General features: G+C 62.1%; 14 protein-coding genes. 5 read left to right on the plus strand and 9 right to left on the minus strand.

What is annotated here, in order from left to right:
* Position 1 precedes the first annotated feature (1 nt).
* Genes NKH70_RS04585 through NKH70_RS04605 form a run of 5 tightly spaced genes read left to right on the plus strand, consistent with a single transcriptional unit; the run spans position 2 to position 4105 of the window.
* The gene (locus NKH70_RS04585; protein WP_352912862.1) at positions 2 to 1099 is read left to right on the plus strand and encodes an ABC transporter ATP-binding protein; all 1098 of its coding nucleotides are present in this window, start codon (positions 2 to 4) and stop codon (positions 1097 to 1099) included.
* A gap of 4 nt (positions 1100 to 1103) precedes the next feature.
* Positions 1104 to 2216, plus strand: a complete 1113-nt coding sequence (locus NKH70_RS04590; RefSeq protein ID WP_352912863.1) for a mandelate racemase/muconate lactonizing enzyme family protein — start codon at positions 1104 to 1106, stop codon at positions 2214 to 2216.
* Positions 2217 to 2225: 9 nt separating this feature from the next.
* The gene (locus NKH70_RS04595; RefSeq protein WP_023676093.1) at positions 2226 to 2555 is read left to right on the plus strand and encodes an L-rhamnose mutarotase; all 330 of its coding nucleotides are present in this window, start codon (positions 2226 to 2228) and stop codon (positions 2553 to 2555) included.
* Positions 2548 to 3624, plus strand: coding sequence for a Gfo/Idh/MocA family protein (locus tag NKH70_RS04600; protein ID WP_352717774.1), 1077 nt, complete (start codon positions 2548 to 2550; stop codon positions 3622 to 3624). Before NKH70_RS04595 ends, NKH70_RS04600 begins: the two co-directional genes overlap by 8 nt.
* Before the next feature lies 1 nt (position 3625).
* Positions 3626 to 4105: a MaoC/PaaZ C-terminal domain-containing protein gene (locus tag NKH70_RS04605; protein WP_352717773.1), complete on the plus strand. Its 480-nt coding sequence runs from the start codon at positions 3626 to 3628 to the stop codon at positions 4103 to 4105.
* Positions 4106 to 4339: 234 nt separating this feature from the next.
* On the opposite strand, the gene NKH70_RS04610 is transcribed toward NKH70_RS04605, so the two are convergent.
* From NKH70_RS04610 to NKH70_RS04650, 9 genes are all read right to left on the minus strand, one after another.
* Positions 4340 to 5296, minus strand: coding sequence for a C-terminal binding protein (locus NKH70_RS04610; protein WP_352717771.1), 957 nt, complete (start codon positions 5294 to 5296; stop codon positions 4340 to 4342).
* A gap of 12 nt (positions 5297 to 5308) precedes the next feature.
* Positions 5309 to 6067 carry an HpcH/HpaI aldolase family protein gene (locus tag NKH70_RS04615; protein ID WP_352717769.1) on the minus strand — a complete coding sequence of 253 codons (759 nt, stop codon included), beginning with the start codon at positions 6065 to 6067 and terminating at the stop codon, positions 5309 to 5311.
* A 42-nt stretch (positions 6068 to 6109) separates the two neighbouring features.
* Positions 6110 to 6823: a hypothetical protein gene (locus tag NKH70_RS04620; protein WP_352717996.1), complete on the minus strand. Its 714-nt coding sequence runs from the start codon at positions 6821 to 6823 to the stop codon at positions 6110 to 6112.
* A 26-nt stretch (positions 6824 to 6849) separates the two neighbouring features.
* Positions 6850 to 8160 carry a TRAP transporter large permease gene (locus NKH70_RS04625; protein WP_352912864.1) on the minus strand — a complete coding sequence of 437 codons (1311 nt, stop codon included), beginning with the start codon at positions 8158 to 8160 and terminating at the stop codon, positions 6850 to 6852.
* Positions 8161 to 8163: 3 nt separating this feature from the next.
* Complete coding sequence (locus tag NKH70_RS04630) at positions 8164 to 8676, minus strand: TRAP transporter small permease (protein WP_352717765.1); 513 nt, start codon at positions 8674 to 8676, stop codon at positions 8164 to 8166.
* Between the two features lie 78 nt (positions 8677 to 8754).
* A complete protein-coding gene (gene dctP / locus NKH70_RS04635; protein WP_352912866.1) occupies positions 8755 to 9732 on the minus strand; it encodes a TRAP transporter substrate-binding protein DctP in 978 nt (325 codons plus the stop codon).
* Positions 9733 to 9821: 89 nt separating this feature from the next.
* Positions 9822 to 10367, minus strand: coding sequence for a flavin reductase family protein (locus NKH70_RS04640; RefSeq protein ID WP_352717761.1), 546 nt, complete (start codon positions 10365 to 10367; stop codon positions 9822 to 9824).
* Positions 10367 to 11461, minus strand: coding sequence for an LLM class flavin-dependent oxidoreductase (locus NKH70_RS04645; protein WP_352717994.1), 1095 nt, complete (start codon positions 11459 to 11461; stop codon positions 10367 to 10369). The genes NKH70_RS04640 and NKH70_RS04645 overlap by 1 nt, the downstream gene beginning before the upstream one ends.
* The gene (locus tag NKH70_RS04650; RefSeq protein WP_352717759.1) at positions 11461 to 12177 is read right to left on the minus strand and encodes a GntR family transcriptional regulator; all 717 of its coding nucleotides are present in this window, start codon (positions 12175 to 12177) and stop codon (positions 11461 to 11463) included. Before NKH70_RS04650 ends, NKH70_RS04645 begins: the two co-directional genes overlap by 1 nt.
* Positions 12178 to 12547: the final 370 nt, after the last annotated feature.

Consider the following 12547-nt stretch of genomic DNA (forward strand, 5'->3'; position numbering starts at 1 on the left):
CATGGCAACTGTATCGCTCAAGAAACTCACCAAGAGCTATGGTCCGGTGGCGGTGGTGCACGGCATCGACCTCGAGGTCGCCGACCGCGAATTCATCGCGCTTGTCGGGCCGTCCGGCTGCGGCAAGTCGACGACCCTGCGCATGATCGCCGGCCTCGAGGCGATCAGCGACGGGGTCATCGAGATCGGCGGCCGCATGGTCAACGACCTGCCGCCGCGCTCGCGCAACATCTCGATGGTGTTCCAGTCCTACGCGCTCTATCCGCATATGACGGTGCGCGAAAACCTGGGTTTCTCACTAAAAATAGCCGGCGCCGCGAAAGATGAAATGGACCGCCGCGTCGCCGAGGCGTCCGGCATTCTTGGCCTCGACCAATTGCTCGACCGCCGGCCGTCGCAGCTGTCGGGCGGACAGCGCCAGCGCGTCGCCATGGGTCGCGCCATTGTGCGCGATCCCGACGTCTTCCTGTTCGACGAGCCGCTTTCCAATCTCGACGCCAAGCTTCGGACGCAGATGCGCACCGAGATCAAGAAACTGCATGCCAAGGTCCGGTCGACGGTGATCTACGTCACCCACGACCAGGTCGAAGCGATGACATTGGCCGACCGCATCGTCATCATGCGCGACGGTTTCATCGAGCAGGTCGGCACACCCGACGAGGTCTTCCGCCGGCCGCAGACACGCTTCGTGGCCGGCTTCATCGGCTCGCCGCCGATGAATTTGCACGAGGCGGTTGTCGACGACGGACAGCTGCTGTTCGCCAGCGGCGAGAGATTGCCTCTGCCCAGCCAGTTCAAGGCCAATGTCGGAACCGGCGACAAAGTCGTGTTCGGCCTCAGGCCCGACGACATCTATCCGACGGGACACGGCATCAGTTCCGGCGAAGAGGTCGACGTCCACCAGGTGGAACTGCCGGTGACCGTCACAGAACCACTCGGCAACGAGACGCTGGTGTTTGCCGAATTCAACGGCAGCGACTGGGTATCGCGCATGCTCAATCCAAAGCCGCTCAAAGCCGGCGACCGGGTCAAGATGAGCCTGGACCTGTCGCAGGCCCATCTGTTTTCTGCCGAAACGGGCAAGACATTGCGAGGTTAAAATCATGGCAAAGATCGAGAAAGTCGAACTGCGGATGGTCGACCTGATGCCTAAGGTCAAGCGCACCGATGCCATCCAGAGTTTTGTCTCGCAGGAAACACCGATCGTCACCATCACCGATGCCGACGGCGCGGTCGGCACCGGCTACAGCTATACGATCGGCACCGGCGGCTCGTCGGTGATGCGGCTGCTGGCCGACCACCTTGCACCGCGGCTGATTGGCCGCGACGCCGACATGATCGAGGCGATCTGGCACGAGCTGGAGTTCGCCACCCATGCCACGACGATCGGCGCGATCACGGCAATCGCGCTCGCGGCCATCGACACTGCGCTTTGGGATCTGCGGGCGAAGAAACAGGGCCTGCCGCTGTGGAAGCTGGCCGGTGGCGCCAAGGACCGCTGCCCGCTTTACACGACGGAAGGCGGCTGGCTGCATATCGAGAACGGGGCGCTGGTCGAGGATGCACTGGACGCCAAGGCCAAGGGCTTTCGCGGCTCGAAGGTCAAGATCGGCAAGCCGCACGGCTCCGAGGATCTTGCCCGCCTGACGGCGGTGCGCCGGGCGGTTGGAGACTCCTACGAGATCATGACCGACTGCAACCAGGGCTTTTCGGTCGACGAGGCAATCCGCCGGGCCGAACGCTTGCGTGAACTCGACCTCGCCTGGATCGAGGAACCGCTGCCAGCCGACGACATTGACGGCCATGTGCGGCTGTCGAATGCCACATCGACGCCGATCGCCATCGGCGAGTCGCTCTATTCGATCCGGCATTTCCGCGAATATATGCAAAAGGGCGCGTGTTCGATCGTGCAGGTCGATGTCGGCCGCATCGGCGGCATCACGCCGTGGCTGAAGGTGGCGCATGCAGCCGAGGCGTTCGACATACCGGTCTGCCCGCATTTCCTGATGGAACTGCATGTCAGCCTGACATGCGCCGTTCAGAACGGCAGATATGTCGAGTATATTCCCCAGCTCGACGAGCTGACCGGGAAGAAAATGCGTATCGAGGACGGGCACGCATTGGCGCCGGACGAGCCCGGCATCGGCATCGACTGGGACTGGGATGCGATCAAGGCGAAGAGCATCGCGGAATTCACCACGCCGATAGTAAAATAGGAGTCGGACATGCAGCGAATGGGAATGGTGCTCGGCCTCAAGCCGGAGAAAGTCGCCGAGTACGTGCGGCTTCACGCTGCTGTGTGGCCGGACGTCCTCAAGATGATTTCCGCCTGCAACATCAAGAATTATTCGATTTATCTGAGGGAGCCGGAGCACCTTTTGTTCAGCACCTTCGAGTACCACGGCACCGACTATGCCGCCGACATGGCCAAGATGGCCGCCGACCCCACGACGCAGGAATGGTGGGCGCTGTGCATGCCATGCCAGGAGCCGCTGCCGACCCGCAAGGAGGGTGAGTGGTGGGCGTCGATGGACGAAGTCTTCCATTATGACTGATGACATTTTCGATCCTTCCTCGCTCTCCCAGGCCTGGGCACAGCCGTCAAAGCCCAGGCCGATCGTGATTTTCGGCGCCGGCTCGATCGTCGGCGATGCGCATTTCCCGGCCTATGGGAAAGCCGGTTTCCCGGTTGCCGGGCTTTTCGACCCCGACCTGGCCAAGGCGGAAAAACTGGCGCAGAAATGGGGCGTCACCGCTTACCGGTCGCTCGAGGAAGCTGCGTCAATCAAGGACGTCGTCTTCGATCTGGCGACGCCGCCGGCCTATCATGCCGGCGTGCTCAGGGCGCTGCCCGATGGTGCGGTGGCGCTGATCCAGAAGCCGATGGGAAGTGACCTCAGCCAGGCGACCGAGATCCTTGAAATCTGCCGTTCCAAAAACCTCAAGGCGGCGGTGAATTTCCAGCTGCGCTTTGCGCCGATGATGCTGGCGCTCAAGGATGCTATCGCCAAGGGCTGGCTCGGCGACGTGGTCGATTTCGACGCATGGCTGGCGCTGGCAACACCCTGGCAGCTCTGGGAATTCCTGTTGCAGGCGCCGCGCGTCGAGATCGCCATGCATTCGATCCATTATCTCGACCTAATCCGGCAATTGCTCGGCGACCCCAAGGGGGTTCACGCCAAGACACTGGGCCATCCCGGCCATAAGGTTGCGCAAACGCGCACCAGCGCGATCCTCGACTATGGCGACACCGTCCGCTGTGCGCTGTCGATCAACCACGATCACAAATTCGGTCGAAAACACCAGGCCTGCGAATTCCGCATCTGCGGCACCGAAGGCGCCGCTTACCTCAAATTAGGCGTCAACCTCGACTATCCGCGCGGCGAGCCGGACATTCTCGAAATCTACCCCAAAGGCGGCACGGACTGGATTGCGGTTCCACTCGTCGGCGCATGGTTTCCGGACGCCTTTGCCGGCCGCATGGCCAATGTCCAGCGCTACGTGTCGGGCGAGGACGCCGAGCTTGTCAGTTCCGTCGAGGACGGCTGGAACACCATGGCGCTGGTCGAAGCCGCCTACCAATCGAGCGCGGCGCCGGCAACACCGATAGCGGCGAGGCCCTGACATGGAGCAGACGATCTACTTTGAGGACTACCAGATCGGCTCGTCGCGCATGACCAGCGGGCGCACCATCACCGAGACCGACTTCGTCGTCCATGCCGGCCATACCGGCGATTTCTTTCCCCACCACATGGACGCCGAGTTCATGAAGGCGACGCCGTTCGGCCAGCGCATCGCCCACGGCACGCTGGTCTTTTCGGTCGGCGTCGGGCTGACGGCAAGCGTCGTCAACCCGGTTGCCTTCTCCTATGGCTACGACAGACTGCGCTTCATCAAGCCGGTGTTCATCGGCGATACGATCAGGACCCGCACCACCATATCGGCCAAGGAAGACGACCCGAAGCGGCCCGATTCAGGCCGGGTCGTCGAGCGCTGCGAGGTGATCAACCAGCATGGCGACGTGGTGCTGGTCGCCGACCACATCTACATCGTCGAGCGTCGCGACAAGCCGAGCAGAGCCTCGACCGATCGCGCTGAAACCTAAAGACAAAAAAACCGCCTTGCGGCGGCTCCTCGGTGCGAATCAGCACCATACGCAAATTAGTAGCTGCCGGCACAAAGCAAGAACAAAATGTGGCACTGTCGGCAAAAAATGCGAATTCACATCACCCACTCCCGTCTTTATCCGCTTGCCGAGGTCGCGCTCAAGGGCGCCTGCCCCCGAACGTTAAGGTGGAACTGTCGACAGGCAGCGGATGGTGCCGACATCGGGAATTGGTCATATCCGGTTGACCGGATATACCGGCTTGCCGCCGCGCAGGACCGCTGCGACATCGGCAAACACCTTGTTGCGAACCTCCGCGTAAGACTGGGTCGAGTAGTGCGCCGCGTGTGGACTGACCAGGACGGCGTCCAGCGCCAGCAGCGGATTGTCGGGCGAAGGCGGCTCCTGCTCGAATGTGTCGATGCCGGCGCCTGCCAAATGGCTGCGCCGGATCAAATCCGCCAACGCGACCTCGTCAACCAGGCCGCCACGGGACACGTTGATGAGCATCGCCCCTTCCTTCATGCGCGAGAGGGCTTGCGCCGACATGATGTTTCTGGTTTCCGGTGTCGCTGGAACATGCAACGAGACGATGTCGGCCCTGGCAAGCAGCTCATCGAAACCGACCGGTTCAGCACCGCCGGCCGTAATGCGCTCCGCCGGCATATGCGGGTCGTATGCGATGATATGAAAGCCGAAGACCCGCGCCCGCTCGGCAGTCAGCCGCCCGATCTGGCCGAAGCCGATCACGCCGAGGATCTGCCTGTCGGGCCGCGTGATGCCGGCGCCATCGGTCATTGCAGCCCAGCGGCCGGCACGCACCGCGCTGTCGAACTGCTTCAGCCTGCGCGTCAAGGCCAGGATCAGGGCCATAGCGTGGGTGCTGACTTCAACCAGATTGGCGTCCGGCACGTAGGTTACCTGAACACCGGCACGGCTGGCGGCCTCGACGTCGATCGAGTCGAGCCCTACGCCGAACCGTCCGATGACCTTGAGCCTCTTCAGTTCCGCCAAGACGCGACCCGTGATCGGCTCCCGCAATACCATCAATGCGTCGGCGTCGCGGCAGTGTTCGATCAGGGCATCTTCCGTGAGCAGCGTCTTTTCGACAAACTCGACGTTCAAGCCGTCGAGGTAGCGCAGCTGCTCCTCCTCGACTGACAGCACACCGTCGGTCTTGATGATCTTCATGCCAGACTCTTGCTATGAGGCGCTGCGCGCCGAGACGACGCCGGCGGCAAGGCCGGCGCCGAGAAACATCGTATCGCTAGCCAGCATGTAGAAGCTGATGCCGTGCCGCGACCATTTGCCGACATCATCCGCCGAAGGGCGAAAGATGCCGACGGCCTTGCGGGCCGCACGCGCCGCGGCCGCGATCCTGATAATCGCGGCATTGAGCTTGTCCTGGCCGGCCGGCCCCATGGCGTCGATCGAGACCGACAGGTCGCCTGGGCCAATGAAGACCACGTCGACGCCGTCGACCTGGACGATGTCGTCGATGTTGGCGAGGCCTTCGGCCGTCTCGACCTGGATGGCGACCGTCAGGACCTCGTTGGCCGATTTGAGGTAGTCCGGAATCCTGTAGCCATAACCGGCGGCGCGGCCCGGGCCGACACCGCGTGCGCCGACCGGCGGGTAACGGCAGGCCATGACCGCCATGCGCGCTTGCTCGGCCGTCGAGACGCGCGGCACCAGGACGCCCGACGCGCCGGCGTCGAGCGCAGCCGCCATCCACTCCGGCGTGTGGCCGGGAACGCGCACCATCGCAGGAACCTTGTGGACATCCGCGGCGCGGATCAGATCCTCGATCAGCTCGCGGCCAATCTGCGAATGCTCCCAGTCGATGCACAGGAAATCGACCCCGCTGGCAGCCGCCACTTCGACCGCCACCGGATGCGGGATGGCGCAGAAGGTGCCGATGAGGCGATCGAGAGAGACACATTTCTTGCGAAAGTCGTACATGAAATCTCCAGAAATTTTTCGGCGTCGGCAAACCTGTTTGCGCTATGTGGCCCTTGACGAAGGATGCACGGCTTCCGTCGACATCGGGAAATGCCGGCTGCCGCCTGAAAACGGCGGGAAGGTCTTGTAGTCGGCGCGCATCTCCAGCCGCGCCGGCGACTGCAGCGCGTGCGTCAATGCCGCGGGACTGTCGAACATGACGCGATTGCGCTGCATATGGTCGATCCGCGGCCAGGGCAGCGAACCGCACCAATCCAGTCGCGACAGAACCTCGATGTGGCGAATGCCGGGGAAGCCCCGCATCAATTGCGGATGATGCGTCACATAGTGGTGGAGCCAGACATTCATGTCTTCGGCCGGCCCGGGATAGTGGACAAGATAGCTGCAGGGCAGCCCGGATGTCTTGACGCCAGCGTCATCGACGGGAAACGGGCGCACGCACATTGCCTGTTGCGTCGGCCTCGAAGCGGCGATGCTCGACAGCATCTCCGGCGCGGCAAGCGCCTGCAGATGGCCGGACGGCGCCAGCGCCGCCTCCAGGTCCGCCAATTCGTCGAAATAGAGCTGGAAGCCAAAGACCGGCGGTGGACCATCGTCGTTGAACATGTCTGTCGCCACTTCGGGCAGATAGATGTTTGCAAGCGCAAGGCCCGGCGTTGACGCGATCACACGCCGCACAGCGTCAACGTCTTCACGGGCGATGGCCAAATTTGCCTCGCGGTCATCATGGAAGAAAGCAAGATAGGCAAAGCGCATGTGGACACCTGCTGGATCGAGTTCGACTAGATCAAATTCGGAAGAAAGAGGGCGATCTGCGGAAAGAGGACAATCAGCAGGATCAGCAGAAGCGTCAGCGCGATGTAAGGCGCCGCAGCCATGGCAACCGTTTTGAGCGACGTCCCTTTCGGCGCGACACCGATCATGATGAACAGCAGCAGACCAAAAGGCGGCGTGGTGAAGCCGACCTCGTAGGCGAGCAGCAGGATCAGCCCGAACCATACCGGCTCGTAGCCGAATTGCTGGGCGATCGGCAGGAAGATCGGCAGCGTGATCAGCATCATCGAGACCTGATCCATGAACATGCCGAGCAGCAGGATGACGAGCACCATCATGAGCAGCATGGGATACGGTCCAAGATCGTAGCCCACGATGAACTGGATAAAGCCGTTGGAGGCGCCGGAGAAGGCGAATATCTGCGAGAACGTCGTCGAAGCCGAGATGATCAGGAAGGTCATGCCCGTGACCTTCATCGCATCGTCCAGCGACTTCCAGACCACCGACCAGCTGAACCGTCGGTAGACAAACAACAAGGCGAAGACGGCGGCACAGCCGAGCCCTGCCGACTCGGTCGGGGTCGCTATTCCAAGGATGATCGTGCCGACCACCATGAACACGATGACGCTCATCGGAATGATGTTGACGGCGACCGCCCTCACCTTCTCGGCCGCGGGGACGGCGGGCACCGGATAGTGGGGAGCGGCGTCTGGGTCGATCTTCGTCTGTGCGAAGATCAGCGCCGCGTACATGACGACGAGGAGCAGCCCGGGCAGAGCCCCCGCTATGAGCAGCGCGCCGACGTCGATCTGGGCCAGCGAGCCGAGCAAGACAGCCAACGAGGATGGCGGGATGATGACGGCAAGGCTTCCGGCGCCAAGCACGGGGCCGTAGGCCATGTGCGGCTTGTAACCTCGCTTCAGCATCTCGGGCACCATCAGCGAGCCCATCATGCCGGTATTGGCGAGGCTGGAACCTGACAGCGCGGAAAAGATCGTGCCGGCGGCGAGAACGACATAAGCAAGGCGTCCGCGCAGATTGCCGATGCACAGGTCGAGCGCGTAGATGACTTTCTCGCCGAGGCCGGAGCGGAAGAACAGGCTGCCCATGACGAGAAACATCGGCAGCGGGGCAAGCGCATAGGTCGAGACAGCGTCGGAGAAGTTGGCGACCATCTGCGTCACGCCGATCGAACCGCCAAAGAAGAGAAACAGCCCGATCACATTGGTGACGAAGAACGCGAAAGCGACCGGCAGCCCAAGCCCCATCAACACCAGGATGGTGCCAACAAGCACGGCGAATGGAAACAGCCAGGCCACTGGTCAGAGCCCTTCCATTTCCAGCGGATCGAGCGTGTACAGCGTGTCACGGCCGAGCAAATATCTGAGCCATTCCAGCGCGGAGAGATAGAAGGCGAGCATGATGGGCAGAAAGATCAGCCATTTCGGCATATCGAAACTGCGCGTTTCATATTCGCCGCCCGCAACGGCATTTGTCAGGGAAGACAGAGCGACGCTGCCGAGGTAGAGGCTGACCGCAATGCAGGCGAGATAGACCAGCTTTTCAAGCACCGCCCGTGCCCGCACGGGCAGCGCCTTGCGCAGGAACTCGACGAAGACATGGCCCTTGCTGTGGACCAGCCAGGGCATCGGCAGAAATGCCGCGTAAAGCAGGCCGTATTCCGTCGCCGATACTGCCCAGGCAAGCGGCCTCAGGCCCAGATTGCGGACGCATACATCAGCAACCACCGCGACGATGATGAGGCCAAGCACCACTTTTGCGCCCGCCGCCAGCGCAAGGCTCAGCTTCCCAATCGCTGCAAACAATCTGTCCATTCCCGACGACCCTCATGTCCACCTTTGCCCCCTCGGCCCAGCTTTGATGGAGGGCGCACAAGGCACCCTCGGCTCGGGCTACTGGAAGAATTTCTTCAACTGATCGATGTTGGTGGGATCGCGTTTGGCCATTCTCGCCCAGCTCGCCTGCGTGGCAGCCGCCAGGAATTTGTCGCGGCCGGCGCCGGTCAAGCTGATCACCTTCTGCCCGCCGTCGATCATCGCCTGTGCCTGCTTTTCGGACTCGGCAAGGTTGGCGTCATAGCTCGCGCGCTCGTATTCGACGGCCGTGTCGGCAAGCAGCTTCTGCGCCTCGGGCGACAGCGTGTCCCATTTCGCCTTGTTGATCGAGATCAGCACGTCGGTTTTGAAGAATTGCGGATCGACACGGTATTTGGTGAATTTGTCCCAGCCGAAGGACGCATAGCCAAATACCGTGTAGGCGTTGGCATTGACGACGCCGCGCTCGAGCGAGGTATAAACGTCCCCCGGCGCTTGCACGATCACCGTTGCGCCCAGGGATTCGAGGAAATCGCGATAGAGCGGCGACGAGCGTATCTTCAGGCCGCCCCAGTCAATGCTGCCTTCGCTGTTGAGCTTGGGTTCGTCGATGGTGAAGACGTTGAAGCCCGAGCCCGCGTCGACATGCGCCAGCAGATGGGCATTGGCCTTCTTCTCGAAAATCCCGCTGATGAAGTTCCAGCCGCCATTCTCGCGAACCTCCCACGGCGTCTTCGTCGATGCGGAGAAAACCTCGCCTTCGGGCACGAGCTCGAGGAACTGCCCTGCCGGTGTGTCGATCACATCGATCAGGCCGCTCCTGAGCGCCGCGCCCTGCTGGATCGGCGGAATGACCTCCGGCCCGCCACGGACGTTGATCTGGACCACGCCCTTGCCCTTTTCGTTCACCTTCTGAACGAACTTCAGGAAGCTCTGGGCGTAGCCGTTCTGCGTCGGCGTAAAATGCACGGCGTTGAGGACGACCTCTTCGGCCGTGGCGATACCCGCTACACCCGACATGAGTGCCGCCAGAACAAGGGATTTCCAAATGCGCATTGCCGTACTCCCTCTGATAGATTCACTTCGCCGGGGCCCATCATCGGGCCGATCTGAAATTGCACGCTGCGCCGCCACACGAACGGCGGTTAGTTGACATCATCTCCTACTGTCAGGAACCGCCCATGCGCGTAGAAGACCGGCGATCGGTCAGCGCGATCCAGCGCAACGCCTGAGACGATGCCGATGACGATCATGTGCGACGCCCGCACAATGATTTCGGCCACCCGGCATTCGAACATCGCCCGCGCGCCGACAAGCAAGGGCGCGCCGGTTTCGCCGCGCACCCATGATCCGGCTGAGAAGCGCGCGGCGCCCTTGGCTTTGGTCATGCCGCCAAAGGCACGCACAACGTTCTCCTGGTCGCCGGCGGGAAGATTGACCGAAAAAGGCAAACCTTCGCGAATGGCCGAGGCAAAGGTGCTGCTGCGGTTGACGCACGCCAACAGCGATGGCGGCTCGGCACTGAATGAGCAGACGGCCGTCGCCGTGATGCCGCAAAAGCCGATCTCGTCATGCTCCGACGCTAGAATGGCGACCGAGCCTGCCACCGCCCGCATCGCCTGCTTGAAGGCGCGCGGATTGATGGCGTCGTGCCCATCCACCCATGCCGTCGAAATGGCGGCCGCCGGCATCAATTTACCCGAAGCCCGGCCTGGCGCATCAGCGGCAACACGCGGTCACAGAAGAAGGGCAATTCGTAGGTGTAGTTGACGAATGTGAGGGCGGCGCCGGAATAACCCTGTTCCATGATCTTGGTGAGATCGTCGACGATCTTTTCCGGCGTGCCGATCAGCGGGAACGTTCCAGCACCGCCGGCGAACCTTTGCCGATATTCGGTGAAGGCCTTCGCGTCATGCGAGTTCGCGAATTCCTTCTTCTTGCGCATATGCTCGTCGACCGCACCCTCGTCCGCGCATTCCAGCGCGTAGTGCCGGTAATAATCCTCGGCTTCCTGCTGGGTCTCCCGGCAGACGACGTGGCAGACCGTGTAGACGCCGACTTCGCGTCCCACTTCAGCCGCCCGGTTGGTGATGTCGACCACATGCGCGCGGCCATCCGCAATTTCGGAAAAAGTCGAAAACAGGTAGTCGCAGTGGCGCGCCGCATAGTTGCGCCCCGGCGCGCCGAAGGCGGCGTTCATGGTCACCGGGCGCGGCACCTGCAGGCTTGGCGGGCGGCTGACGACCCCCTTCAGATCATAGAACTCGCCGCCGAAGTCGAACGGCTCCCTGGATTGGTAGGCACGCTCAATGATGTTGATCCATTCCTCGGCCTGATCGTAGGTCCGGTCGCCGACCGTCTGCCCGAACATGGCGAACTCGTCCGGGTTCCAGCCGCAGACAATGTTCAAGCCGGCACGCCCGTTGGAGATGTGGTCGACCGTCGCCAGGGCTTTTGCGGCCTGCAGCGGATGAACCAGCGGCACATGCACCGTCATGAACAGACCGATGTTCTCCGTGGCGACGGCGAGACCCGCCGCCCAGGTGAAAGTCTCGAACGACCATTCCCGCACATGCGTCAAACCGCCGAAGCCCCGCCAACGGGCGATCGGCAGCAGAAACTCGAGGCCGGCGCGATCGGCGATACAGGCGGAATTGAGGTTGTCTTCCCAGCGAGCGCGCCAGCGCTCGGGGACGGTGGTCATTGCCAGGCCGCCATCGGCGTTCATGGAAAAGACGCCGAGCTTGAACCTGTTCGGCCCTTTCAGCGGGTGCTGCTTCCTGATCATGATTTCCCCCGCCGCGACATGCTCTCACCTTCACCGCTGGAATGTTGAAGCGGTGGGCTCAGCTTCATGAAACGCTCCTCGGCGTTCTGAATGAAGTGGGTCATGCAGTCGTAAGCGGCGACGGCGTCGCGCTTGACGAATGCCTCGTAGATGGCGCGCATGCCGGCCACGACGACGGCCTGTGTCGGCTGGTGCGACAGCGTCCTTAAGCGGACGACGAGCACGTGGTCGGCGAAGCGGGCAATCGTTTGTGAAAGGCGCTCGTTCTCGACGGCACCGAGCCAACAATTCCTGAATGCCGAATTGGCCTGGAAAAAGCGGTCGGCATCGCCGGCGGCGGCCGCAGCCTCCGCCTCCCGAAGCGCGGCTGCAAGCGTCTTGAGGCTGGCGGCGTCGAGTGTCCGCGCAGCGTGCGCGGCGGCCCGCGGCTCGAGCAAGCGGCGGACCTCGAAGATGTCGGCGACATCCGTTGCGGTAAGTGTGGGCAGCGTGAAGCCGCGTGTGGTGCCGACGAGATAGCCCTCATGCACCAACTGCATCAAGGCGTCGCGGACAGGCATTCTGGAAATACCGAGCTGGGCGGCAATGTCGACATCGACGAGCTTCTGGCCAGGCGCCAATTCGCCATGCTGTATCGTCAGCCGGATTTGTTGATAGACCTGGGCACGCAGATTGCCATCGCCAACCCGTTTGAATTCTATCGTTTCCGTCATCCACGCCTTCCCATGCGAAGATTTCGTATATGGTTTGAGGCTGGTGTTCTCGCAGTCATCCGTTGAATGCAGCCCCATATCGATAGAATTCGACCTGCAGGCCCTGTTCCAATGCGAAGTGGAGCACAGGCTGGATCGCCTGGCAAGATGTTTTAAGTTTATAATGTATACTGTTTAGAGCTCGCTGTCCGGAGGGTGCGGAGCGCGCCATGCGTGCTGCCGCGCCGGGCGACGGCGGGGACAGCTAACGATCCGCTCGCTTCGGAAAAAACGTACAGACGTTTTTCCGTGACACATCCAAGCTGGCGGATTTAACTAAAATTACTTGCGATCTGCGCGCGCCGGCACGCCCACCCCCGATCCCCTCGCC

This window comes from Mesorhizobium sp. M0991 (assembly GCF_040318915.1).
Taxonomy (GTDB): Bacteria; Pseudomonadota; Alphaproteobacteria; order Rhizobiales; family Rhizobiaceae; genus Mesorhizobium.

Coding starts and splice junctions, on each gene's coding strand:
- NKH70_RS04650 (WP_352717759.1), bottom strand. CDS start 12,177: ATGACGGAAACGATAGAATTCAAACGGGTTGGCGATGGCAATCTGCGT.
- NKH70_RS04590 (WP_352912863.1), top strand. CDS start 1,104: ATGGCAAAGATCGAGAAAGTCGAACTGCGGATGGTCGACCTGATGCCT.
- NKH70_RS04605 (WP_352717773.1), top strand. CDS start 3,626: ATGGAGCAGACGATCTACTTTGAGGACTACCAGATCGGCTCGTCGCGC.
- NKH70_RS04630 (WP_352717765.1), bottom strand. CDS start 8,676: ATGGACAGATTGTTTGCAGCGATTGGGAAGCTGAGCCTTGCGCTGGCG.
- NKH70_RS04585 (WP_352912862.1), top strand. CDS start 2: ATGGCAACTGTATCGCTCAAGAAACTCACCAAGAGCTATGGTCCGGTG.
- NKH70_RS04615 (WP_352717769.1), bottom strand. CDS start 6,067: ATGTACGACTTTCGCAAGAAATGTGTCTCTCTCGATCGCCTCATCGGC.
- NKH70_RS04610 (WP_352717771.1), bottom strand. CDS start 5,296: ATGAAGATCATCAAGACCGACGGTGTGCTGTCAGTCGAGGAGGAGCAG.
- NKH70_RS04595 (WP_023676093.1), top strand. CDS start 2,226: ATGCAGCGAATGGGAATGGTGCTCGGCCTCAAGCCGGAGAAAGTCGCC.
- NKH70_RS04600 (WP_352717774.1), top strand. CDS start 2,548: ATGACTGATGACATTTTCGATCCTTCCTCGCTCTCCCAGGCCTGGGCA.
- NKH70_RS04620 (WP_352717996.1), bottom strand. CDS start 6,823: ATGCGCTTTGCCTATCTTGCTTTCTTCCATGATGACCGCGAGGCAAAT.
- dctP (WP_352912866.1), bottom strand. CDS start 9,732: ATGCGCATTTGGAAATCCCTTGTTCTGGCGGCACTCATGTCGGGTGTA.
- NKH70_RS04640 (WP_352717761.1), bottom strand. CDS start 10,367: ATGCCGGCGGCCGCCATTTCGACGGCATGGGTGGATGGGCACGACGCC.